Annotated in this window: 21 protein-coding genes; 6 read left to right on the plus strand and 15 right to left on the minus strand. The window is 66.3% G+C overall.

Translation table 11 applies throughout. From position 1 onward, the window contains the following. Nucleotides 1-22: 22 nt before the first annotated feature. The 3 genes from ACSQ86_RS36105 to ACSQ86_RS36115 all read right to left on the minus strand — a co-directional run bounded on the left by ACSQ86_RS36105 (nucleotide 23) and on the right by ACSQ86_RS36115 (nucleotide 1,310). Nucleotides 23-307 carry a hypothetical protein gene (locus ACSQ86_RS36105; RefSeq protein ID WP_436306450.1) on the minus strand — a complete coding sequence of 95 codons (285 nt, stop codon included), beginning with the start codon at nucleotides 305-307 and terminating at the stop codon, nucleotides 23-25. A 77-nt stretch (nucleotides 308-384) separates the two neighbouring features. Continuing rightward, a complete protein-coding gene (locus ACSQ86_RS36110) occupies nucleotides 385-762 on the minus strand; it encodes a YbaN family protein (RefSeq protein ID WP_436306449.1) in 378 nt (125 codons plus the stop codon). A gap of 272 nt (nucleotides 763-1,034) precedes the next feature. Beyond that, nucleotides 1,035-1,310, minus strand: coding sequence for a hypothetical protein (locus ACSQ86_RS36115; protein ID WP_436306448.1), 276 nt, complete (start codon nucleotides 1,308-1,310; stop codon nucleotides 1,035-1,037). On the opposite strand from ACSQ86_RS36115, the gene ACSQ86_RS36120 reads away from it, so the two are divergent. The 4 genes from ACSQ86_RS36120 to ACSQ86_RS36135 are packed head-to-tail and all read left to right on the plus strand — an operon-like array spanning nucleotide 1,309 to nucleotide 3,211. After that, nucleotides 1,309-1,752 (plus strand): group III truncated hemoglobin, encoded by a 444-nt coding sequence (locus tag ACSQ86_RS36120; protein ID WP_436306447.1) that lies wholly within the window; start codon nucleotides 1,309-1,311, stop codon nucleotides 1,750-1,752. The two genes, ACSQ86_RS36115 and ACSQ86_RS36120, sit on opposite strands and share 2 nt — an antisense overlap. Next, nucleotides 1,749-2,393: a hemerythrin domain-containing protein gene (locus ACSQ86_RS36125; RefSeq protein ID WP_436306446.1), complete on the plus strand. Its 645-nt coding sequence runs from the start codon at nucleotides 1,749-1,751 to the stop codon at nucleotides 2,391-2,393. The genes ACSQ86_RS36120 and ACSQ86_RS36125 overlap by 4 nt, the downstream gene beginning before the upstream one ends. Nucleotides 2,394-2,423: 30 nt before the next feature. Beyond that, nucleotides 2,424-2,813: a cupin gene (locus tag ACSQ86_RS36130; RefSeq protein WP_436306445.1), complete on the plus strand. Its 390-nt coding sequence runs from the start codon at nucleotides 2,424-2,426 to the stop codon at nucleotides 2,811-2,813. After that, nucleotides 2,810-3,211: a ribonucleotide reductase subunit alpha gene (locus tag ACSQ86_RS36135; protein WP_436310824.1), complete on the plus strand. Its 402-nt coding sequence runs from the start codon at nucleotides 2,810-2,812 to the stop codon at nucleotides 3,209-3,211. The genes ACSQ86_RS36130 and ACSQ86_RS36135 overlap by 4 nt, the downstream gene beginning before the upstream one ends. 23 nt (nucleotides 3,212-3,234) lie before the next feature. Here the strand turns inward: ACSQ86_RS36135 and ACSQ86_RS36140 are convergent, their stop codons facing one another. The 11 genes from ACSQ86_RS36140 to ACSQ86_RS36190 all read right to left on the minus strand — a co-directional run bounded on the left by ACSQ86_RS36140 (nucleotide 3,235) and on the right by ACSQ86_RS36190 (nucleotide 18,704). Beyond that, nucleotides 3,235-4,443 (minus strand): NAD(P)H-dependent flavin oxidoreductase, encoded by a 1,209-nt coding sequence (locus ACSQ86_RS36140; protein WP_436307725.1) that lies wholly within the window; start codon nucleotides 4,441-4,443, stop codon nucleotides 3,235-3,237. Between the two features lie 157 nt (nucleotides 4,444-4,600). Further along, complete coding sequence (locus tag ACSQ86_RS36145; RefSeq protein ID WP_436306443.1) at nucleotides 4,601-5,329, minus strand: carbonic anhydrase; 729 nt, start codon at nucleotides 5,327-5,329, stop codon at nucleotides 4,601-4,603. A gap of 19 nt (nucleotides 5,330-5,348) precedes the next feature. Further along, complete coding sequence (locus ACSQ86_RS36150) at nucleotides 5,349-6,173, minus strand: peptidylprolyl isomerase (protein WP_436306442.1); 825 nt, start codon at nucleotides 6,171-6,173, stop codon at nucleotides 5,349-5,351. A 20-nt stretch (nucleotides 6,174-6,193) separates the two neighbouring features. Then, a complete protein-coding gene (narI, locus tag ACSQ86_RS36155) occupies nucleotides 6,194-6,928 on the minus strand; it encodes a respiratory nitrate reductase subunit gamma (protein ID WP_093110344.1) in 735 nt (244 codons plus the stop codon). After that, a complete protein-coding gene (gene narJ, locus ACSQ86_RS36160; protein WP_436306441.1) occupies nucleotides 6,925-7,620 on the minus strand; it encodes a nitrate reductase molybdenum cofactor assembly chaperone in 696 nt (231 codons plus the stop codon). The genes narI and narJ overlap by 4 nt, the downstream gene beginning before the upstream one ends. A 2-nt stretch (nucleotides 7,621-7,622) precedes the next feature. Then, nucleotides 7,623-9,155, minus strand: coding sequence for a nitrate reductase subunit beta (gene narH / locus ACSQ86_RS36165; protein WP_436306440.1), 1,533 nt, complete (start codon nucleotides 9,153-9,155; stop codon nucleotides 7,623-7,625). Continuing rightward, nucleotides 9,152-12,970, minus strand: coding sequence for a nitrate reductase subunit alpha (locus ACSQ86_RS36170; protein WP_436310825.1), 3,819 nt, complete (start codon nucleotides 12,968-12,970; stop codon nucleotides 9,152-9,154). The genes narH and ACSQ86_RS36170 overlap by 4 nt, the downstream gene beginning before the upstream one ends. A gap of 27 nt (nucleotides 12,971-12,997) precedes the next feature. Further along, the gene (locus ACSQ86_RS36175; protein WP_436306438.1) at nucleotides 12,998-14,650 is read right to left on the minus strand and encodes an MFS transporter; all 1,653 of its coding nucleotides are present in this window, start codon (nucleotides 14,648-14,650) and stop codon (nucleotides 12,998-13,000) included. Beyond that, nucleotides 14,647-15,936, minus strand: coding sequence for an MFS transporter (locus tag ACSQ86_RS36180; protein ID WP_436306437.1), 1,290 nt, complete (start codon nucleotides 15,934-15,936; stop codon nucleotides 14,647-14,649). Before ACSQ86_RS36180 ends, ACSQ86_RS36175 begins: the two co-directional genes overlap by 4 nt. 164 nt (nucleotides 15,937-16,100) lie before the next feature. Beyond that, nucleotides 16,101-16,784, minus strand: a complete 684-nt coding sequence (locus tag ACSQ86_RS36185; RefSeq protein WP_436306436.1) for a response regulator — start codon at nucleotides 16,782-16,784, stop codon at nucleotides 16,101-16,103. A 6-nt stretch (nucleotides 16,785-16,790) separates the two neighbouring features. After that, the gene (locus ACSQ86_RS36190; RefSeq protein ID WP_436310826.1) at nucleotides 16,791-18,704 is read right to left on the minus strand and encodes a type IV pili methyl-accepting chemotaxis transducer N-terminal domain-containing protein; all 1,914 of its coding nucleotides are present in this window, start codon (nucleotides 18,702-18,704) and stop codon (nucleotides 16,791-16,793) included. A gap of 370 nt (nucleotides 18,705-19,074) precedes the next feature. Between ACSQ86_RS36190 and ACSQ86_RS36195 the strand changes: the two genes are divergently transcribed. Then, nucleotides 19,075-19,593 carry a universal stress protein gene (locus ACSQ86_RS36195; RefSeq protein ID WP_436310827.1) on the plus strand — a complete coding sequence of 173 codons (519 nt, stop codon included), beginning with the start codon at nucleotides 19,075-19,077 and terminating at the stop codon, nucleotides 19,591-19,593. Between the two features lie 236 nt (nucleotides 19,594-19,829). Here ACSQ86_RS36195 and ACSQ86_RS36200 read toward each other — a convergent pair whose 3' ends face one another. Next, the gene (locus ACSQ86_RS36200) at nucleotides 19,830-19,964 is read right to left on the minus strand and encodes a hypothetical protein (protein ID WP_436310828.1); all 135 of its coding nucleotides are present in this window, start codon (nucleotides 19,962-19,964) and stop codon (nucleotides 19,830-19,832) included. Between the two features lie 132 nt (nucleotides 19,965-20,096). On the opposite strand from ACSQ86_RS36200, the gene hemN reads away from it, so the two are divergent. Next, complete coding sequence (gene hemN / locus ACSQ86_RS36205) at nucleotides 20,097-21,515, plus strand: oxygen-independent coproporphyrinogen III oxidase (RefSeq protein ID WP_436307724.1); 1,419 nt, start codon at nucleotides 20,097-20,099, stop codon at nucleotides 21,513-21,515. The last annotated feature ends 104 nt before the right edge of the window (nucleotides 21,516-21,619 follow it).

The following is a 21,619-nucleotide window of genomic DNA, read 5'->3' on the forward strand; positions in this document are numbered from 1 at the left end:
ACCGATGGCTGGCTCGACTGTCTCAGCCCCCGGCGTACCGTTTCACCTTCACTGCCGTCTGGTTGCACTTCCGGTCGGGGCGACACCGCGCGTTGCGACCGCTCGGAACCTTCTGACCTTCGGCTGCAGGCCCAAGGCCGATGGCAACCCGGACCACGAACCGGGCTTCCGGGTACTCGGAGATCAACGGGTCATCCTTCATCACGGACGTCTCTGTGCTGATCCGCAGGCGGTTGGGCTTCTCGAAGTCTATGAACAGGATCCCGACCTTTGGATTGACCAACACGTTGCCCATGGACAGGTACATGCCGTTCCCCAAGCCCGCATTTGACGTACATCAATCGTTGCCGTCGGCAGACCGCGCCGCCGCTGCGGCCAACGCGTTCACGGCTCGGGTCGTTTCCACAGCCAGATCGCAATCACCGCCATGAGGAGCGGCGCTGCGACCTTCACGACGATCGGCGCGTCGGTGACGAGCAGCACGGCTGTGCTGAAGAACATCATCCAACTCGCGGCCCACTTCGCGCGGCGTGACACCGCACCCCCCTGTCGCCAGCGCCGGATGGACTCGCCGTAGCGCGGGTGGTCGAGTAGCCAATGCTCCAGCGCCGGCCAGCCGCGTCCGCCCGCCCAGGCGGCCGCAAGCAGAAATGGCACCGTCGGCAGAACGGGTAGAAAGACGCCGAGCAGGCCCAGAGCGACAAGTACCAAGGCCAACACCCGCCAAAGCAGCCTTGCGATGGCACCCTCGAGCCGCTTCAACGAGCGAGCCCTCTGGAGCGATCTGCCGGGAACTGCGAAGGAGGCACCTGCGAATGGTAGGTCAATCGCCCCTCGACATTGGCTGCTTGCCCGCCTCGGCGTGCAGCTGAGTGTGATCTGCGGCGGCGCTCACCGATCTGAGATGGCGCGATCCACCCGTGGCCGATTCGATCCGCACAGCGGATGCCCGGCAGAAAGCTTGCTTCAAATCAAAGACGCAACGGCTTGGCCGCGCTAGGCTGGAGTGCCGGTGCTGAACAGCCCGCCAGGATTCAAGGAGGTGTGGGATGTGCATGGAAATATTGCTGAGGCTTGCGAACGCGCAGCTTCCATTCACGACAGCCAGCCCGTCCCAGATCGACAAGGTCCGACTGCTGGAAGCGGCGGGCTACGTCAATGCTTTCATTGCGCCAGTGCACATCGACCCTGACGACTGCACAAGGCAGGACCCGGCCAAGGTCTTCGAGGTCACCGCCCGCGGCCGGCAAGCGCTGAACCAGGGTTCCATCGCGCACGATCTCCCATTCGAACGCGGCGAGTTCCATCATGCCGGATCCTGACCTTTGTACCGAAGAGGACGTCGTCCGCCTGGTCCATACCTTCTATTCAAAGCTGCGCGACGACGCGATGCTCGCTCCGATCTTCGAATCGCGAATCGTCGACTGGGACCGGCACTTGGCGAAGATGGTGGACTTCTGGTCGTCTGCCCTGAGAGGCACCGCCCGCTACAGGGGCGCGCCAATGCCCAAGCATGTTGCATTGCCGGGGCTCACGGCGCAGCTGTTCCACCGCTGGCTCGCACTGTTTCGCGATACCACGCAGGCATTGGGCAACGCAGATCTCCAGGAACGGGCCGACGACCTTGCACACCGCATCGCCGGGAGCCTCTGGTATGGATATCAGGCGCGGCATGGCGCCGACCACCCGGCAGTGGGTTGCGAGCTCGCGGCAGAACGCCACAGTCGAAACACAAGGGAGACCGCGCCATGACGCACCCCAGCCTGACCATCATCCGCCACGAACACCGGGCGCTGTCGGCGATGCTGCGCTCGATCACCCTGCTCCTCGGTGAACATCGGCGACGGGGCACGCTGCCCGACTTCGATGCGCTGCAGGCCATGCTGTTCTACGTCGACGAGTTCCCGGAGAAGCTGCACCACCCCAAGGAGAGCCGCCTGCTCTTTCCCAAGCTGCGCGGGCGCAACGCGCAGACCGACGCCGTGCTCGACCGCCTTGACCGCGACCATGCGCGTGGCGAGCAGGCGATCCGTGAACTCGAACACGCGCTGCTCGGATTTCGGATGATGAGTGGGACCGATCAGGGTGAAGCCCGCCGGGACAACTTCGAGACCTTGATGAAGCAGTACGCCGACTTCTACCTCGATCACATGCACGTCGAGGAGGCCGAGATCTTGCCGCTGGCCGAGACCGTGCTCAGTGCCGACGAATGGGCCGAACTCGACGCGGCGTTCCTAATGAACCGCGATCCGCTCGCAGGCTACGAGGCCGATGAGGCCTACCGGCCGCTTTTCAAGAAGATCGTCGGCGCGCTGCAGAATTCGGGCGGCGTCGGCTCGGTGCTCGAAGCCTTCGCAGGCGCCGCGCTGCCGACGTTCTCGCCGCGCCATTGACAATACACCGCGCGCCCTTGAGGAGATTCCATGGCCCTTCCCCATGCCCGAGCCCTCGACGTGATCGACATCAGCCCGCTGGGCGACCAATTGCCCAGGGCCGTCACGACCAGCCTGATCAAGACGCCCGCCTTGCAGCTCATGCGCATGGTCTTGCGCGCCGGCGCGGACGTACCGCAGCACAGTGTGTCCGGCGCGATCACCGTGCAGTGCCTGGAAGGCGAAGCGACAGTCAGGACGCCCTCGCGCGCTTGCCATCTCGCCGCCGGCCGCCTGGTGGCGCTCGAGGGAGGCGAACCGCACGCGGTGCACGCGTTGACGGACGCTTCGCTGCTGGTCACGATCCTCCTGCACACGGGGCAACCGGCCGTCCCAGGCCAGCGCCTCACCCATTTCCCCGACACCGAAAGCCCGCCATGATTTCAAGCTTCGACGACCTGCTGCGTTTTGCGCGCGCACAGGCACGGCCGCAGCGTCTGCTGTTCGTCTTCGCAGCCGCAGGCCTGCCGGACCACGCGACGCCCGAGCAGCGCGAGCGTTTCCAGTCCGGTCAAGGCGGCACGCTGACGCCGCTGATGTGCGTGGACAAGGCGCCCGACGAACTGGGCTCTTTCGAGGCGCTGCGCGAAGAGTCGCAGCAGTTCGGCCAGGCCTGGGACCTCGTGTTCGCCGCCGCGATGTCGGGCAGCGCGGGCCACGGGCCGACCAGCGCCCAGGCCGAAGTGCCGCTGCAGCGCATGGTCGAGTCGATCAAGTCCGGCGGTATCGCCGGCTTCATCGCCTTTGACGGCGCAGGCCAGCCCGTGCAGCTCGAATGAGAGAGCGCTGTCGCTCCGTCCGCTCAGGACGCGTTGACGCCGAGCGAGGGCGCGGCCTCGTGCGGCGTCAACAGCCGAGCCAGCAGCTCGCGCACGCTGCGGATCTGGTCGCCGAACGGAAGCGCGCCCACGCCGCGGAAGAACAAGCCCTTCTTCACGTCGCCGCGCAGGGCGGCAGCCAACTGGGTGTCGATGCAGAACTGGCCCCAGCCGGCCAGCCCGTCGCGCAACCCGCATTGCGCCAGGCAGTCGAAGGCGAGCGTGCAGCGCGGCTTGACGTGCGCCACGCTCTGCAGCTTCGCCTCGGCCTTCAGGTAGCCTTTCAGCCACCGGGTTGCCACGGCGCGCGCGGGCAGGCCGGCCACGCTCGTGAACTCGACCATGTCCTCCTCGCGCGCCTGAGCCAGCACGCGCTTGAATTCGGGGTGCGCGTCGCACTCCTGCGTGACGGCAAAGGGCGTGCCGAGCTGCACGGCGGCGGCGCCCAGCGCCTGCACGCGCGCGACATCTTCGAAGCGGCGGATGCCACCGGCCGCGATCAGCGGGATCTCCTTCTCGATTCCCGCCGCGCGCAGGAATGTGAGCGTTTGCGGGATGACGTTCTCGAAGTCGAAGCGCGGGTCGGCCAGATCGGCGATCTTCGCGGCGCCGAGGTGGCCGCCAGCCAGCCGCGGGTGTTCGATCACGATCGCATCGGGCAGGCGCTTTCTGCGCTCCCACTTGCGAACCAGCAGCTGCACGCCGCGCGCATCCGAAAGGATGGGCACGAGCAGTGCGCGGGGGTGGTCCTGCGCGAGCTCGGGCAGGTCGAGCGGCAAGCCGGCGCCGACCACCACCGCATCGATCCCGCATTCGAGCGCGCGCGTCACCGACGGGCTGTACTCGCCCACCGCGCGCATCACGTTGATGGCGAGCAGGCCGCGCCCGCCCGAGCGCTCGCGCGCGGCACGGATCTCGCGCGCCAGCGCTTCGAGATTGGCCGCGTTGATGGCTTCCTTGGCATGGCGCGTGGCGGCCTCTCCCGGCTGCAGGTCGCGGGTGCGCTCCATCAGGTCCGGATGATGGCGCCGCAGGTCGACGGACGAGATCGTGCCCATCGCGCCGAGCGCGGCGACGCTGCCGGCGAGGCGATGCGCCGACACGCCGACGCCCATGCCGCCCTGGACGATCGGCAGGAGGGTTCGCTCACCCAGACGCAGCGGTCTCAGGCCGCATTCGCGCAGCAACGCCATCAGTTGAGCGGCGGTGTCGGCGGTGTCGCCGGTGTCAGGGATGGGGTCGAGGTGGGTGGCAGTGGTCATTGCGGCCGCGGCAAAGCGCGTGCGCGCCGCGTGTGTGTTGAAACCCCTGCACGGTAGTGCTTCGCTGCGAACGTGGTGTTGACGAAGGTCAACCTTGCGCCGCGCTGCGCCGCGCCGGCGCCAGTGCTTCGTCGATCTCGTTGAAGATGCTGGTGCCGCTGCCATCGTCGACCGGCGCGTGGTCGAACGGGCCGGTGCCGCTGTGGTCGGCGTCGGACGCCGGCACGAAGCTTCCGCTGCGCAGGTCGAAGACATGGACCTCGCCCTCCTCGATCACATAGTGCCAGCCGTGCAGCGCGAGCCGGCCGGACTCGACGCGCTCGCGCACCATCGGGTAGCCCATCAGTCGTTCCAGCTGCAACACGACGCAGCGCTGCTCGGTGCGACGCAGCGCCTCGGGCGTCACCCGCACCGGCAGTACGGCCTCGCGCGCGAGGTCGAGCCAGGCCGCGAGGTTGGTCGCCTGCGGCACGTTCTCCTCGTACAGCGCCCGGATGCCGCCGCAATGGCTATGGCCACAGACGACGATGCGCTCGACGCCGAGCCGGAGCACGGCGAACTCGATCGCGGCAGCCGTTCCGTGGTAGCCGGCGGAGCCATCGTGCGGCGGCACCAGCGCGCCGACGTTGCGGACGATGAACAGCTCGCCGGGCCCGGTGCCGGTCAGCAGGTAGGGCACGAGGCGCGAATCGGAGCAGCCGATGAACAGGATGTTCGGATGCTGGCCGTCGCGCACCAGGCTTTGGAACCGGTCCTGCACACCGGGAAAATAGTCGTCGTGGAAGCGCCGTAGCCGCTGCAGCAGGTCGTCGGGCATCGCGCACCCGCCTGCGGCGCTACTGGACCAGCGGCGTCTCGGCCGCATCGAGGTCCACGCCCTCGACCGTGGCCTGGCCGGCCAGCAGCTGAAGGCACTGGCGCAGCGCCGTCACATAGGTCTGCTGGCGCAGCGCCATCGCGACCGCGCCGCGCACCGACTCGAAGGGCTGCGGCTCGCCGCCCTCGCGCTCCAGCACCTCCACCACGTGCAGGCCGAAGCGACTGTGCACCAGGCGCGGCAGAACGCCGACCTCGACATGACCGAAGATCTCCCGAGCGAACTCGGGGGCGCAGTCGTCCGGTGTCAACCACCCCAGCTCACCCCCGTGCTCACCGCTCGGACAGTTGGACAGCGCGCGGGCGGCCCGCTCGAAGCCGGCGCTGGCGCCGCCACTCGCCTTGCCGTCGTGGCAGCGGACATCGAGCAGGCAGGCCTCTGCGCGGTTGCGCAATGCCACCACGTCCATGCCCAGCGTCACTGCGAACAGGACATGCCGCATCCGCACGCGCTGTCCCGTGCGGTAGCGCGCCGGGTGCGCCGCATGGTGGCGCCGGCAGGCTTCCTCGGACGGCTCGGGCAACTGCAGTTCGCGTTCCAGCCAGGCGTCGATGGCCTGCGAGGCGGCTTCGCTGAGCACGCCGTCGCCGGGCGCCGCGTCCGTGGATGGCAGCAGTCCGCCGTGGATGGCTGCCTGACGCAGCAACTCGGAACACGCGCGCTGGCGCAGTTCCTCGATCGACAGGGCTTCGGCCGCGCCGTGGAGGGCCACGCCATTGATGCGCGCCACCCGGGGCGCGATGGCGTGGGGCGCGGCGCCGAGATTGACAGTATCGACATTCATGAAGGTATGTCTCCTGGAGCTCATGCGCCGGCGCGGGGCTCACGCGGCTGGTTGTGGCCAGCCGGCACGTTCAGCCGGCGGCTGCGCACGACCTGGTGTGAGCGGAACAGGAATCGGACCGTCCCGAAGCCACTCCACACATGCACCAGGCGGCTGAACGGGAACAGCAGGAAGATCGTCATGCCGAACACGATGTGGAACTGGTAGGGCCACGGCAGGGCGGCCAGCGCGGTGGCATCCACCGGCCGCAGCGTGACGATGCGCTGCGCCCAGTCCGCCAGGATCAGCATCACGCTGCCGTCGGCATGCTGCCACGAGAACGGCAGCGTGATCAGCCCGACCACGAGCTGCACCCACAGCACCACCAGCACCGCGATGTCCGTGGGATGGCTGGTGAGGCGGATGCGCGGATCGAACACGCGCCGGTGCAGCAGCAGCGTCAGGCCGACGAAGCACAGCGCGCCCGCGATGCCGCCTGCCACGACGGCCAGCATCTGCTTGGTCGCCGCACTCATGAAGATGCCGTAGACGCTGTGCGGCGTGAACAGCCCGACCATGTGACCGAAGAACAGGAACAGGACGCCGAAGTGGAACAGGTTGCTGCCCCAGCGCAGGCTGCCGGCCCGCAGCATCTGGGAAGAGTCGCTCTTCCAGCTGTACTGGCTCTGGTCGAAGCGGATCAGGCTGCCTATCACGAACACCATGAAGCAGACATACGGATAGACCTGGAAGAGAAAACCATACACGCCTGTCATGACGATGCTCCTTGTGTCACGTGGCTCTTGCGCACGATGTGAATGGGTTGCGCCTGGCCTGGCTTGGCCTGGCCCTTCGACGAGCAGCCGTCGAACACGACCGGTTCGGCCCAGCTCTCGTCGAGCGCCTCCTCGGCCGGCGGCTTGACCGGTTGTGCCTTCTCGCCGGCCAGTTCGAGCAGCGCGCCGAGCACGCTCGCGTAGGGACTGTTGCGGTGCTGCAGTGCGCCGAAGATGGCATTCAGGATGTGCGCCATCTCACCGAGAAAGGCTCGTGCCTCGCGCACCGGTTGCGTGGAGACAAACTCCAGCACGGCCGGCAAGTAGTCGGGCAGCTCGCCCTCGGCCAGGATCAGGCCGGCCTTTTCGTAGGTCTGTCCCAGATCGATCATTGCCGGGCCGCGCTCGCGCGAATCGCCGTGCACATGCTCGAACAGGTGCAAGGAGGTGCCACGACCCCGGTCGAACAGCTCGACATAGTCGGATTCAGCCTCCAGGGCGTCGGCACGCCACAGCATGTCCATCAGCGCATCGAGCTCGGCAAGGCGCGAAGGCGACAGCGCACGCTCGTCCTGCAGCAGCTCGCGCATCTCCGGCAGATCGCTGCGCAGCCGCCCATCGGGGTAGCCGAGCAGCGCCGCGAGCACGCGCAGGCTCTTCGTCATCGGGCGCGGGGAGTTCAGTGCGAACATGGTCAAACCTCCGCCCGGATAGGAATCGTGCGCTTCTTCTCGCTGCCAAACAGGCTGACTTCGCTGGTTCCTTCCGAGCATCCGTTGCCGAACGTGAAGCCACAGCCGCCGCGCACATTGAAGGTGTTCTCCGCGTATTCGCGGTGGGTCGTGGGGATCACAAACCGGTCCTCGTAGTTGGCGATCGCCATCACCTGGTACATCTCCTCGACCTCCGCCTGGCTGATGCCGACCTGCGCCAGCACGGCCTGGTTGATGCGCCCGTCGACATGCTTCTCGCGCTGGTAGGCGCGCATGGCCAGCATGCGTTCGAGCGCCTTCACGACGGGCACGGTGTCGCCGGCGGTCAGCAGATTGGCCAGGTACTTGACCGGAATGCGAAGCTGGTTGACGTCGGGGATCTCGCCGTTGCTGCCCACATGCCCCGCGTTGGCCGCGGCGCTGATCGGCGACAGCGGCGGCACGTACCAGACCATCGGCAAAGTGCGGTATTCGGGATGCAGCGGCAATGCCACCTTCCATTCCACCGCCATCTTGTAGACCGGGCTATTGCGCGCGGCCTCCATCCACTTGTCGGGGATGCCGTCGAGGCGCGCCTGCGCGATCACCTTCGGGTCGTTCGGGTCGAGGAAGATGTCGAGCTGCGCCTGGTACAGGTCGCGGTCGTGCTCGACGCTGGCGGCCTCCTGGATCCGGTCCGCGTCATACAGCAGCACGCCCAGGTAGCGGATGCGGCCGACACAGGTCTCGCTGCACACGGTCGGCTGGCCGGCCTCGATGCGCGGGTAGCAGAAGATGCACTTCTCGGCCTTGCCGCTCTTCCAGTTGTAGTAGATCTTCTTGTACGGGCAGCCGCTCACGCACATGCGCCAGCCGCGGCACTTGTCCTGGTCGATCAGCACGATGCCGTCTTCCTCGCGCTTGTAGATCGAGCCCGACGGGCACGACGCGACGCACGCCGGGTTCAGGCAGTGCTCGCACAGCCGCGGCAGGTACATCATGAAGGTGTTCTCGAACTGGCCGAGCATGTCCTTCTGCATCTGCTCGAATCCATCCAGATTCTTGTCCTTGCTGCGCCCGGAAAACTCGCCACCGAGAATCTCCTCCCAGTTCGGACCCCACACGATCTTGTCCATCTGCTTGCCGGTGATCAGGCTGCGCGGACGGGCCGTGGGCGTCGCCTTCATCTCCGGCGCCGACTGCAGGTGGCCGTAATCGAAGGTGAAGGGCTCGTAGTAGTCGTCGATCTCGGGCAGGTTCGGGTTGGCGAAGATGCGCATCAGCAGCTTCCACTTCGCCCCCTGCCGCGGCTCGATCGCGCCGTTGGCCTTGCGCACCCAGCCACCGTTCCACTTGTCCTGGTTCTCCCACTCCTTCGGGTAGCCGATCCCGGGCTTGGTCTCGACATTGTTGAACCAGGCGTACTCCATGCCGGGGCGGCTGGTCCAGACGTTCTTGCAGGTGACGGAACAGGTGTGGCAGCCGATGCACTTGTCCAGGTTGAGCACCATGCCGATCTGTGCGCGGATCTTCATGCGACTTCTCCTTGGGCCTGCACGGGGCGGATCAGTTCATCGGCGACCGGCGTGTCGAGCCAGTCGATCCTGTTCATCTTGCGCACCACGACGAACTCGTCGCGGTTGGTGCCGATGGTTCCGTAGTAGTTGAAGCCGTAGCTGAACTGCGCGTAGCCGCCGATCATGTGGGTGGGCTTGAGCACGATCCGGGTCACCGAGTTGTGGATCCCGCCGCGCGCGCCGGTGATCTCGGAGCCCGGCGTGTTCACGATCTTTTCCTGCGCGTGGTACATCATCACCATGCCCGGCTTGACGCGCTGGCTCACCACCGCGCGCGCCGCGATGGCGCCGTTGAGGTTGAACAGCTCGATCCAGTCGTTGTCGACGATGCCCACGCGCTTCGCGTCGTCCTCGCTGATCCACACACAGGGCCCGCCGCGGCTGAGGGTCAGCATCAGCAGGTTGTCGGTGTAGGTCGAGTGGATGCCCCACTTCTGGTGCGGCGTGATGAAGTTCAGCGCGATCTCGGGGTTGCCGTTCGGCTTGACGCCCTGGATCCCTGCGGTGGTCTTCAGGTCCACCGGCGGGCGGTAGCTGGCAAAGCCCTCGCCGAACGCGATCATCCACGGATGGTCCATGTAGAACTGCTGCCGTCCGGTCAGCGTGCGCCACGGAATCAGCTCGTGCACGTTGGTGTAGCCGGCGTTGTACGAGACGGTCTCGCTCTCGATGCCGCTCCAGGTCGGCGAACTGATGATCTTGCGCGGCTGCGCCTGGATGTCGCGAAAGCGGATCTTCTCGTCCTCCCGGTGGATCGCCAGGTGCGTGTGATCGCGCCCGGTCTGCTTGCCCAACGCCTGCCAGGCCTTCACTGCCACGTGACCGTTGGTCTCGGGCGCCAGCATCAGCACCACCTCTGCGGCGTCGATGTCGCTCTCGATCTTCGGCATCCCGCAGGTGACACCGGGATCGGTGACGAAGCCGGCGAGTTCGCCGAGCTGCCGCACTTCGGTTTGCGTGTTCCAGCCGATCCCCTTGCCGCCGTTGCCGGCCTTTCCCATCAGCGGTCCCAGCGCCGTGAAGCGCTTGTAGACATTGGGGTAGTCGCGCTCGACCACCTGCAGGTTGGGTGCGGTCTTGCCCGGCACCAGCTCGCACTCCCCGCGCTTCCAGTCGCGGACCTCGAAAGGCTGGGCCAGTTCCGAGGGGCTGTCATGCATCAGGGGCGTCAGCACCAGCTCACGCTCGACACCGAGATGGCCGACGCAGACCTCGCTGAACTTCCTGGCAAAGCCCTTGTAGATGTCCCAGTCGCTGCGCGACTGCCAGGCCGGGTCCACCGCCGTGGACAGCGGGTGGATGAAAGGGTGCATGTCGCTGGTGTTGAGGTCGTTCTTCTCGTACCAGGTGGCCGTCGGCAGCACGATGTCGCTGTAGAGGCAGGTGGTGCTCATGCGGAAGTCGAGCGTCACCAGCAGATCGAGCTTGCCTTCGGGCGCCTTGTCGTGCCACACGACCTCTTCGGGCTTCGCCTCCTCTGCGCCGAGGTCCTTGCCCTGCACGCCGTTGCTGGTGCCGAGCAGGTGCTTGAGGAAGTATTCATGGCCCTTGCCGCTGGAGCCCAGGATGTTGGAGCGCCACACGAACATGTTGCGCGGCCAGTTGTCCGGGTGGTCGGGGTCCGTGCAGCTCATCTTCAGCGAGCCATCCTTCAGCGAACGGACCGCGTAGTCCTTCGGATCGATGCCGGCAGCCTGCGCGTCGCGCACCACCTGCAGCGGATTGGTCTGCAGCTGCGGCGCGCTGGGCAGCCAGCCCATGCGCTCGGCACGCACGTTGTAGTCGATCATGCTGCCCGCGTACGCCTTCTTGTCGGCCAGCGGCGAGAGCACTTCTTCCATGCCCAGCTTCTCGTAGCGCCACTGGTCGGTGTGCGCGTAGAAGAAGCTGGTGCTGTTCATCTGGCGCGGCGGGCGGATCCAGTCGAGCGCGAAGGCCAGCGCGGTCCAGCCGGTCTGCGGGCGCAGCTTTTCCTGGCCCACGTAGTGCGACCAGCCACCACCGCTTTTCCCGATGCAGCCGCACATCATGAGCATGTTGATCACGCCGCGGTAGTTCATGTCGCTGTGATACCAGTGGTTCATCGCCGCGCCGATGATCACCATCGACTTGCCCTGCGTCCTGTGCGCGTTCTCGGCGAACTGGCGTGCCACCGTGATCAGCTGCGCGCGCGGGGTGCCGGTGATGCGCTCCTGCCAGGCCGGCGTGTAGGGGGTGTCGTCGTCGAAGCTGCTGGCCGCCAGCTCGCCGCTCAGCCCGCGCGCCACGCCGTAGTTCGCCACCTGCAGGTCGAACACGGTCGCCACCAGCGCGTCTCGCTGCTCGCCTGCCTTGCCGAGCGCGATGCGCCTGACCGGCACGGTGCGCACCAGCACCTCGGCCTGCTCGTTGCCGGGGAAATGCTCGCTGACAATGCCGCCGAAATAGGGGAAGCCGACCCGAGCGGTCTCGGTGCTCGGCTGCTCGCCCTCCAGCACCGACAGCCGAAGCTTCACCTCGTGGCCGTGGCGCGCCTCCTTGGCCTCGAGGTTCCACTGCCCTTCGTCCGCGCGTCCGTCAGGCCCCCAGCGGAAGCCGATCGCGCCGTGCGGCAGCACCACCTTGCCCTCGTCGTCGAAGGCGACGGTCTTCCATTCCGGATTGTTGGCCTGGCCGAGCTTGCCGTTGAAGTCCGAGGCGCGCACATAGCGGTCGGGCACCATGACGACTTCGCCGCCGGGCAGCTGGTGTTCCTTGAGCATCACCAGCATCGGCATGTCGGTGTAGCGGCGCACGTAGTCGTCGAAGTAGGCACTGCGCTCGCGGCCGCCATCGGGAAAGTAGAACTCCTTCAGGATCACATGGCCCATCGCCATTGCCACCGCCGCGTCGGTGCCCTGCTTCGGGTGCATCCAGATGTCCGCCAGCTTGGCGACCTCGGAATAGTCCGGCGTCACCGCCACTGTCTTCGCTCCCTTGTAGCGCACCTCGGTGAAGAAGTGCGCGTCCGGCGTGCGCGTCTGCGGCACGTTGGACCCCCAGGCGATGATGAAGCTCGAGTTGTACCAGTCGGCCGATTCGGGCACGTCGGTCTGCTCGCCCCAGACCTGCGGGCTTGCCGGCGGCAGGTCGCAGTACCAGTCGTAGAAGCTCATGCACACACCGCCGATCAGGCTGAGGTAGCGGCTGCCCGCGGCGTAGCTGATCATCGACATCGCCGGGATCGGCGAGAAGCCGATGATCCGGTCGGGGCCGTGCTTCTTGATCGTGTAGACGTTGGCCGCGGCGACGATCTCGTTGACCTCGTCCCACGACGAGCGCACGAAGCCGCCGAGGCCCCGCACCTGCTGGTAGTCGCGGCGCTTGGCATCGTCCTCGACGATCGACGCCCATGCGTCGACCGGGTCGTGTGCGACGCGCGCCTCGCGCCAGCTCTTCAAGAGCCTGCTGCGCACCATCGGATACTTGACGCGGTTGGCGCTGTACAGGTACCAGCTGTAGCTGGCGCCACGCGCGCAGCCGCGCGGCTCGTGGTTGGGCATGTCCCAGCGCGTGCGCGGGTAGTCGGTCTGCTGGGTTTCCCAGGTGACGATGCCGCCCTTGACGTAGATCTTCCACGAGCACGAGCCGGTGCAGTTCACGCCGTGGGTCGAGCGCACGATCTTGTCGTGCGCCCAGCGATTGCGGTAGGCATCTTCCCACGTGCGATCTTCGCCGGTGGTGACGCCGTGGTCGCCGGAGAAGGACTCCCTGGGCTGGCTGAAATAGCTGAGACGGTCTAGGAAATGGCTCATTGGAGGGTCTCCGGAAAATTCAATGGCTCAGGGGTTCTTCACGTACGCGTTGGCGCGCAGGTAGAACCACCAGTTGAGAATGAGGCACAGGGCGTAGAACGCCGCGAAGCCGTACATGGCGAGCTCGGGCGTGGCGGCCTTGATCTGGGCGCCGATCACTACCGGTGCGATGAAGGCCCCGTAGGCCGCCACGGCCGAGGTCCAACCGAGCACGGGGCCGGCCTGCTGGCGGTCGAAGATCACGCCGATGGTGCGGAAGGTCGAGCCGTTGCCGATCCCGCTGGCGGTGAACAGCACCACGAACAGCACCATGAAGATCAGGAAGTACTGCTCGGGCGCGGCCGAGCGGTAGGCCAGCAGCATCACGTAGCCCACCGCCGTCGAGGCGAGCACCATCACCGCCGAGATGATCTGGGTGACGATCGAGCCGCCGATCTTGTCCGAGATCCAACCGCCCAGCGGCCGCATTGCCGCGCCGACGAAGGGCCCGATCCAGGCGTAGGTGAGGGCCGAAGGCGCATTCGGGTTCTTCAGCACGTGCTGCATCACGCCGGTCGCGTCGGGTACATGGCTGACACCGAAGATCACCGTGATGGCCAGCGGCAGCGCCATCGAGAACCCGATGAACGAGCCGAAGGTCACGATGTACAGCAGCGTCAACGCCCAGGTGTGCCGGTTGCGGAAGATCTCGAACTGCTTGGCAATGCTCTCCTTCATCGGGCCGAACGCGGTGAGCTTGAGCACCAGCAGCGTGCTGACGATGATCAGCGGCATCGCGACCCACATATTCAGCACCCCAAGGCCGGTGGGCGGCGGCAGGTACAGGTACAGACCGAGGCCGGCCGGAACGAACGACAGCGTGTAGAGCCAGATGATCTTCAGGAAGGCGACGATTGCGCCGCCCGTGTTCGGCGAGACGGTCTTCAGGTTGTTCATGCCGAACCAGCACAAAGCCGCCAGCGGCACCAGCGACAGCAGCCAGGCGAAGCCCGCGTTCTGGATCCAGGTGGGCGTGCCGGCCGCGATCTTTCCGAAGATCCAGCCGCTGTCCTTGACGAGCGTCATCGGTTCGCCACCCAGCGCGCCGAACAGTCCGACGGTCATGACCAGCGGAATGACGATTTGCATGCTCGTCACGCCGAAGTTGCCCAGGCCGGCGTTCAGCCCCAATGCCGTTCCCTGCAGGCGCTTGGGAAAGAAAGTGCTGATGTTGGACATCGAGCTTGCGAAGTTGCCGCCGCCCACGCCCGACCACAGCGCCATCAGCTGGAAGGACCACAGAGGCCAGTCCTTGTGCTGCAGCACGATGCCGGTGCCGATGGCCGGCGCCAGCAGCATGGCGGTGGTCAGGAAGATGGTGTTGCGGCCACCCGCGAGGCGAATCAGGAACGAGGCCGGAATGCGCATCGTCGCGCCGGCCAGCCCCGAGATCGCGGTGAGCGAGAACAGCTCGGCCTGGCTGAACGGAAAGCCCAGGTTCAGCATCTGGACCGTGATGATTCCCCACATGCCCCAGATCGCGAAGCCGCACAACAGGCTGGGCACGGAGATCCACAGGTTGCGGTAGGCGATGCGCCGGCCGGTGGACGCCCAGAAGGCCTCGTCCTCGGGGCGCCAGTCGGCGATGTCGGCGCCGTTCGTGGGCCGCACCGGAGCCTTGGTTTCGATGGTGGTGTTCATGCGGGTTCCTGCAAGGAGGGGGAAGCGCTGCGGCCGTCGAGGCTGAAGGCGTGGGCGTGCCGGCCCATGACCTCGGTGCCGCGCACCTCGGTCCAGTACATCCAGATCAGCGACACCCAGACCACGCCGTACATCAGCATGAAGGCGCTGGAGCGGATGCCAGTGAAGTCCACCAGCGCGCCGAACATGATCGGCAGCACGAAGCCGCCCAGCCCGCCGGCCAGGCCGACGATGCCGCTGATGGTTCCAATGTTCTCGGGGTAGTCGTCGGCGATGTACTTGAACACCGAGGCCTTGCCGAAGGCGAAGGCGATGCCGAGCAGGAACATCAGGGCGGTGAAGGCGTAGACGTTCAGGCCGAGATGAAAGGTCTTGGGGCCGGTGATGGTGACGATGGTGAAGTCGGTCTGCGGGTAGCTCAGCAGGAACAGGCAGATCCAGCTGACCCACATGACCCACCAGGTGACCGAATGCGCGCCGTACTTGTCGCTCAGCCAGCCGCCCACCGCGCGCAGCACGCCACCCGGCAGCGAGAAGCACGCGGCCAGCAGCGCCGCGGCGCGGATGTCGAGGCCGAACTCACCAATGTAGTACTGCACCATCCACAGGCTCAGCGCCACGTAGCCGCCGAACACGATGCTGTAGTACTGGCAGTACTTGATGACCTTCGGGTCCTTCAGCGCGCGCATCTGGTCCGAAAAGCGGGTGTGGCTGGGCACGCAGTGCGCCGGGTCGCTCGCGCTGAAGATCCAGAACACCAGCAAGGTTCCGAGCATGACCGCGGCATAGACCTGCGGCACCATGGCCCAGCCGAAGGCGACGACCAGCGCCGGCGCGATGAACTTGTTGACCGCCGCGCCCGAGTTGCCGGCGCCGTAGACGCCCATCGCGAAGCCCTGGCGGTTGTTCGGGAACCAACGCGCCACATACGGCGTGCCCACCGAGAACGAGCCGCCGGCCAGGCCGACGAACAGGCCGATGACCAGGAAGTGCCAGTACGCCGTGGCGTAGCTCATCAGCCAGATGGCGGGCACGGTGAGCGCCATCAGCAGCGCCATCACGATGCGCCCGCCGTACTTGTCGGTCCAGATGCCCAGGGGCACGCGGATCAGGGAACCGGTGAGCACCGGCGTGGCGGTCAGCAGGCCGAACTCGGTGGCGTTGAGACCCAGCGTCTTCTTGATCGGGATACCGATCACGCCGAACATCATCCAAACCATGAAGCACACCGTGAATGCCAGCGTGCTGACCATCAGCACCGCCAGTGCCTGGCTCTTCTTGCTCATGACGAAGTCCGCTCGTTGCTCATGAACCGACTTTAGGAAGCATCGGCGCTCTGCGACATCCTTCGGTGGGAGGGCCGCGGGGCGGCACAAGAACGATGCGGCCGTTCGCCGGCATCCTCATGAAGAACTAGCGCTGTGGGAAAACGCCGCGCGCTTGCGCTGGATCAAGCCAGGCCGTGCTCGACTGCGATAACGGCAGCCTGCACGCGCGAGCTCACGTCGAGCTTGCGCAGGATGTGCTGCACATGGATCTTCACCGTGGTTTCGGCGATGCCCAGCGAGCGCGCGATCTCCTTGTTGCCCTGGCCGTTCGCGATACCGCGCAGGATGTCCTGCTCGCGCGGCGACAGCGCGTGCAGCGGCGACGCCGGCGCCGCGGGCTCCACAACCTGGGCAGGCTGCGGCGCGGCGGCATCACGGTAGGCCGCCACCAGCTTGCCGGTCATCTCCTCGGCCACGATGCTCTCGCCGCGCATGGCGCGACGGATCGCCGCGGCCAGCGCATCGCCCTCGATGGTCTTGAGCAGGTAGCCGCTCGCGCCGGCGCGCAGCGCGCCCGCGAGGTCGCGTTCGTCTTCGCTCACCGTCAGCATCAGCACCCGTGCCGCGGGCACGGCTTCGCGCAGGGCTGGCAGGGCATCGACGCCCGTGACGCCCGGCAGGTGGTTGTCCAGCAGGATCACGTCGGGCTTCAACTCCTGGGCGCGGCGCTGCGCCTCGCCCGCATCGCCGGCGTCGCCGACGACCTCGAATTGCGGATCGCGATGCAGCAGTGCCGTCAGGCCACGCCGGAACAACGTGTGGTCGTCGACAACCAGGATGCGGATCTTCGGGGGCAGCTCGGTCATGGGGATTCAGGCGATTTGGCGTTGCGGTGGCGCCACCGCGCCACCGGTGCGGGACATCATTGGCAGGGTCAGGACGACCGAGGTGCCGCGGCCGGGCGAGGACATCACGTCGAGCTGCGCACCCAGGCGTTCGGCGCGCTCCGCCATGATGCGCAGGCCCACGTGAGTCTCGTCGGGCGCGCCGTGGCCGTCGGGAAACCCGAGGCCATCGTCGCGCACCTCGAGCCGCCACTGCGGCGCCTGCTGCACGTCCAGCCACACCTGGCTGGCACGGGCGTGCTTGCGAACATTCGACAGCGCCTCCTGCACGATGTGCAGCACCTGGATCTGAGTGTCCGGGAGCAAGGGCATGCCCTGGCCGAGCATCTGCAGGCTTGCCTTCAGGCCGCTCTGGTGCTCGAACTTTCGCAGCGTCGTGAGAAGTGCGGGTTCGATGTCTTCGCTGTTGGCCCGGGTGCGGAAGTGCATCAGCAGCTCCCGCACGTCGCCGTAGCTCTCACGCACGCCGACGTCGATCTCGCCCAATACGTGCTGGACCTTCAGCGGATCGCCGGCAGCGATCGCGTCGCGCATGAGCTGGACCTGGATCTTCAGGAACGCGAGCGACTGGGCAATCGAGTCGTGCAGCTCGCGCGCGAGGAAGCCGCGCTCCTGCGAGATGGCGGCCTCCAGCCCGAGCGAGTTTAGGCGCAGGTTCTCCATCGCGCCCGCGAGGTGGACCGTGAGCGATTCGAGCAGGGAGCGCTCGGCTTCGGAGATCGTGATCTGGGCGTGGAAGAAGAGGTCCACCTCACCCATCAGCCGCTCATGCAGCCGGATCGGTATGGACACCACGGTCTCGAAGCCGGCCTGGGCGCAATGTCGCATCCGCAGGGGGTGCATGGTACGGATCGGAATGACACGCGCGCCCGGCGATGCCAGTGGCGAGCCGCAATGGCAATCGCCTGCCGCCAGGCAATGCTCGGCATCGGTCATCGCCTGCGGCAAGCCCTGTGAGGCGAGCATCAGGTACCGGCGGTTCGCCTCGTCCGACCAGCGCAAGGCGACGCCGTCGGCATGTGCGATCTGTGCGATGCTCTGCGTGAACCCCTGCGCCAGTTTGTCGAGTGTCGAGGCCTTGGCGACCAACGTCGTCACCTCATAGAGGCATTCCAGCCGGCCGCGCTCTTTCTCCAACTGCGCCGTCTTCTCCTGGACCCGGCCTTCCAGATTCCGGTACATGGCCTGCAGCTGCTCGGCCATGTTGTTGAATCCCTCCGCCAGGGTGCCGAACTCGTCCGTGCTGGTGCGCTCGACGCGGGCGCCGAGATCGCCATCCTGTAGGCGGTGAATCGCTCGCTTGAGCAATCCCAGCGGCTCCAGGACGAAGCGGTAACCGGTATGGACCAGCACCGCCGCGCCGATGAGCGCCACGCCCATCATCGCGACCTGCAGCAAATGCATCAGCGCAGTCCATCGCGACAAATGGGCCTCGATGCCGGCGACGAATGCATCGATGCTCGACGTGAACGCGACGGCGTCTTCGCCGAGGCGGGTCGCGACGCCCGGCGGCATCGAATCGTTCAGGCGCCGGCGAAAGGCGGCCCAGTCGCGTTCGACGACGGCGAAGCGTTGACGCACGGTGTCGTCCCAGGGCACGAACAACGGCCGTTCGGTGTCGCCGCGGCGCAGTCCCTGGAGGCTGCGCTCGAACTCTGCCACCTGCTGAGACAGCGCCCGTACATCGCCCGCGCCAGCCGACAGCACCATCCGATAGGTTTGCATGCGCATGCGCCCGGCTTCGTTGACCGCAGCGGCGCCCCCCTCGATCTGCCATGACATGTAGACCAAGGTCGCGATGGCGCCAAGGGCTGCCAACAGGAACGGCATGGCGACCAGCGCCAGCTTGGCGCCCAGCGTCCATTGCCGAGATCTGTTCATCGAGCGCATGTCAGCGTTGCGGCAGCGGCCGCACAAGTGGAGCGTGTTCGATGCAGCAGATCCGGCCGGCCGACGAGTCGACGCGCGTAGGCGTTCGAGACAGCGAGGCTCAAGTGGGACATGCTGCACATCGCATGCGCCCCACTGCTGACGCACCGATCCCGGCCTTGTTGCTGGGATCCATGGGCCCAGGCGGGCTCACGAGTTCGGTCAGTCATCGGGATCGGCTCCTCGTTCGGATACAGCTGCATTCCTATGTTGCGCGCGCTCGACGCGCGCTCACCATTCCCCGCAGTCGTCGCCTTCTCGGGTGCGTCGGCAGGTCCATGTACTCGTTCGCTTGCCGCATTCTGCGTTTGAAACCGGGTGCATGCTTGATCTGGATCAAGCTCCAAAGCCCCCGCGGGGCTACGCTGCAGAAACTCAACCTCCGAGGAGACAGTTCATGTTCAAGCGCATTCTTGTTGCCACTGACGGCTCCGTGCTGGCGGAAAAGGCCGTCTCGAAAGCCATCGACCTGGCTGCGGAGCACAAGGCCGAGCTCAGGGCCGTGACCGTGGTACGACGGCAAGCCAAGAGCTACATGGACGGCACCATCGAATTCGAAGCCGAGGAGATCGACCGCATCGGGTGCCGGCGCGCTGAGCAGGCGAAGACCATGCTCGAGGCGCTCGAGAAGCGCGCCGAAGCATGCGGCGTACGGGTCAGCACGGCGTCTGTCAAATCGAATCGAGTGGCCGATTCAATCATTGGTGCCGCCATCAAGCACGGCAGCGATCTCATCGTGATGGCCTCGCACGGACGAAAAGGGCTGGCACGCGCTTTCCTGGGCAGCGAAACCGCGCATGTGCTTGCGAACTCCGACGTGCCCGTGCTGGTACTGCGCTGATACCTTGGCCCGCGCGCTTTCCTGATAAGCGCCAAGGCGCGCTGCGCGCTGATCCATTTGCTGCCGAGCCCGGCTCGAACCCCAGGTGGATGCCCTTGCGAACGAGCGCTGAAGTTGAGATCTCCGAGACCGTATTGATCTGGACCACCTGCTGCTCGTAGGCAGCACGCAGCGCGGGCGCTTCAGCGTGCAAGCTCCGCGCACAACGCAACGTCGCCCCCTGACCGTCGCGGCAGTCATGGCCTCGACGCCGCATCCGACCGCTCTCCCGCCAGCGTCTCGCCGGGCGCCGAGTCGCTCGGCGTCATCGTCGCCATCGTCGCCATCGTCGCCATCGTCGCCATCGTCGCCATCGTCGTCATCGTCGTCATCGGCGCTCGTGCAGATCGTTGTTCAGATGCCTCCTGCCGAGCGGTCCGGCTGCTTATGTTGACAAGCATCAACCAACGACCGGCGCGACGAAGGCACAGTGAAGACCTGCCTTTCCTTGGTTGAACGCAATGATGTCCACTGTCCTGGCTCCGCCCCACGAAACCTCACCGTCTTCGGTCTCGGCCGACGTGCTGGCCCGCTTCGATGTGGCCGGGCCTCGCTACACGTCCTATCCGACGGCGGACCGCTTTGTCGAGGCCTTCGGCCCCGACGACTACGGTGCCGCGGCGCGGCAGCGAAGGCTGGGCATCAGCGCAGTCATGACCCCCATCTCCCTCTACGTCCACATTCCGTTCTGTGCGTCGCTGTGCTACTACTGCGCGTGCAACAAGATCATCACGCGGCATGCCTCCCGTGCGCGTGAGTACCTGGGATACCTGGAGAAGGAGATCGCCCTGCACGCGGCGCAATTGAGCGCACGGACGCCGGTGAGCCAGCTTCACCTTGGCGGCGGGACGCCGACCTTCCTGAGCGATGACGGGCTGAGCGACCTGATGCGGATGCTGCGCGAAGCTTTTTCATTCGCGCCGGGCGCCGAATGTTCCATCGAGGTCGATCCACGCACGGTCGACGCCGGCCGTCTTGCCCACCTGGCCCGGCTGGGCTTCAATCGGCTGAGTTTCGGCGTCCAGGACTTCGACCCCGACGTCCAGCAAGCGGTACATCGCATCCAGCCGGCACAACAAGTATTCGATCTGGTCGCCTCGGCGCGCGAGCTGAAATTCCAGTCCATCAACGTCGACCTGATCTATGGACTGCCGCGTCAAAGCGCTGCCTCGTTCGACCGCACGTTGGCGCAGATCTGCGAGCTGCGTCCGGACCGCATCGCCCTCTATGCCTACGCGCACTTGCCCGAGAGGTTCAAGCCGCAGCGCCGGATCGCCGCCGACGAATTGCCCTACGCGGCCACGAAGATCGAGATGCTGTCGCGCTCCATCACCGCCCTCACCTGCGCTGGCTATGTCTACATCGGCATGGACCACTTCGCGTTGCCGGACGACAGCCTGGCTGTCGCCAAACGCCAAGGTCGGCTGCACCGCAATTTCCAGGGCTACAGCACGCAGCCGGACTGCGACCTTGTCGCGCTTGGCGTATCGGCGATCGGAAGGGTTGGTGGCACCTACAGCCAGAACGCAAAGACCCTGGAGGACTACTACGACCATCTCAACCAGGGACGGCTGCCGGTGGTGCGCGGGCTCGCGCTGTCGCGCGACGACGTGCTGCGTCGCGCGGTGATCATGGCCATCATGTGCCAGGGCCATGTCGACTTCGAGTCGATCGACATCGCCCACCTGATCACCTTTCGTGACTACTTCGCGTCCGAACTGGCCGCTCTCGGCCAGCTGGAGGCGGACGGCCTCGTTTGCCTCACGGACCGCGATCTCACTGTCACCGACAAAGGCTGGTTCTTCGTACGGGCCGTGGCGATGGTCTTCGACCGCTATCTGCAAACGGATCGCAAGCGCGCTCGCTTCTCCCGAATCATCTAGCCACTGCGTCGCACCCTGCCCTGCCAAATGCACCTCGCCTGCAGCTCGCCAATCGTCGACGGCCCAACTGGCTCTTGCCGGACGCGGGTCACGGGCGGCTCGAG

The sequence above is a fragment of the Variovorax sp. LjRoot130 genome (assembly GCF_964253755.1).
Taxonomy (GTDB): domain Bacteria; phylum Pseudomonadota; class Gammaproteobacteria; order Burkholderiales; family Burkholderiaceae_C; genus Variovorax.

Coding starts and splice junctions, on each gene's coding strand:
- ACSQ86_RS36105 (WP_436306450.1), bottom strand. CDS start 307: ATGTACCTGTCCATGGGCAACGTGTTGGTCAATCCAAAGGTCGGGATC.
- ACSQ86_RS36120 (WP_436306447.1), top strand. CDS start 1,309: ATGCCGGATCCTGACCTTTGTACCGAAGAGGACGTCGTCCGCCTGGTC.
- ACSQ86_RS36115 (WP_436306448.1), bottom strand. CDS start 1,310: ATGATGGAACTCGCCGCGTTCGAATGGGAGATCGTGCGCGATGGAACC.
- ACSQ86_RS36125 (WP_436306446.1), top strand. CDS start 1,749: ATGACGCACCCCAGCCTGACCATCATCCGCCACGAACACCGGGCGCTG.
- ACSQ86_RS36130 (WP_436306445.1), top strand. CDS start 2,424: ATGGCCCTTCCCCATGCCCGAGCCCTCGACGTGATCGACATCAGCCCG.
- ACSQ86_RS36135 (WP_436310824.1), top strand. CDS start 2,810: ATGATTTCAAGCTTCGACGACCTGCTGCGTTTTGCGCGCGCACAGGCA.
- ACSQ86_RS36140 (WP_436307725.1), bottom strand. CDS start 4,443: ATGGCGTTGCTGCGCGAATGCGGCCTGAGACCGCTGCGTCTGGGTGAG.
- ACSQ86_RS36145 (WP_436306443.1), bottom strand. CDS start 5,329: ATGCCCGACGACCTGCTGCAGCGGCTACGGCGCTTCCACGACGACTAT.
- ACSQ86_RS36150 (WP_436306442.1), bottom strand. CDS start 6,173: ATGAATGTCGATACTGTCAATCTCGGCGCCGCGCCCCACGCCATCGCG.
- narI (WP_093110344.1), bottom strand. CDS start 6,928: ATGACAGGCGTGTATGGTTTTCTCTTCCAGGTCTATCCGTATGTCTGC.
- narJ (WP_436306441.1), bottom strand. CDS start 7,620: ATGTTCGCACTGAACTCCCCGCGCCCGATGACGAAGAGCCTGCGCGTG.
- narH (WP_436306440.1), bottom strand. CDS start 9,155: ATGAAGATCCGCGCACAGATCGGCATGGTGCTCAACCTGGACAAGTGC.
- ACSQ86_RS36170 (WP_436310825.1), bottom strand. CDS start 12,970: ATGAGCCATTTCCTAGACCGTCTCAGCTATTTCAGCCAGCCCAGGGAG.
- ACSQ86_RS36175 (WP_436306438.1), bottom strand. CDS start 14,650: ATGAACACCACCATCGAAACCAAGGCTCCGGTGCGGCCCACGAACGGC.
- ACSQ86_RS36180 (WP_436306437.1), bottom strand. CDS start 15,936: ATGAGCAAGAAGAGCCAGGCACTGGCGGTGCTGATGGTCAGCACGCTG.
- ACSQ86_RS36185 (WP_436306436.1), bottom strand. CDS start 16,784: ATGACCGAGCTGCCCCCGAAGATCCGCATCCTGGTTGTCGACGACCAC.
- ACSQ86_RS36190 (WP_436310826.1), bottom strand. CDS start 18,704: ATGAACAGATCTCGGCAATGGACGCTGGGCGCCAAGCTGGCGCTGGTC.
- ACSQ86_RS36195 (WP_436310827.1), top strand. CDS start 19,075: ATGCTTGATCTGGATCAAGCTCCAAAGCCCCCGCGGGGCTACGCTGCA.
- ACSQ86_RS36200 (WP_436310828.1), bottom strand. CDS start 19,964: ATGACGACGATGACGACGATGGCGACGATGGCGACGATGGCGACGATG.
- hemN (WP_436307724.1), top strand. CDS start 20,097: ATGTCCACTGTCCTGGCTCCGCCCCACGAAACCTCACCGTCTTCGGTC.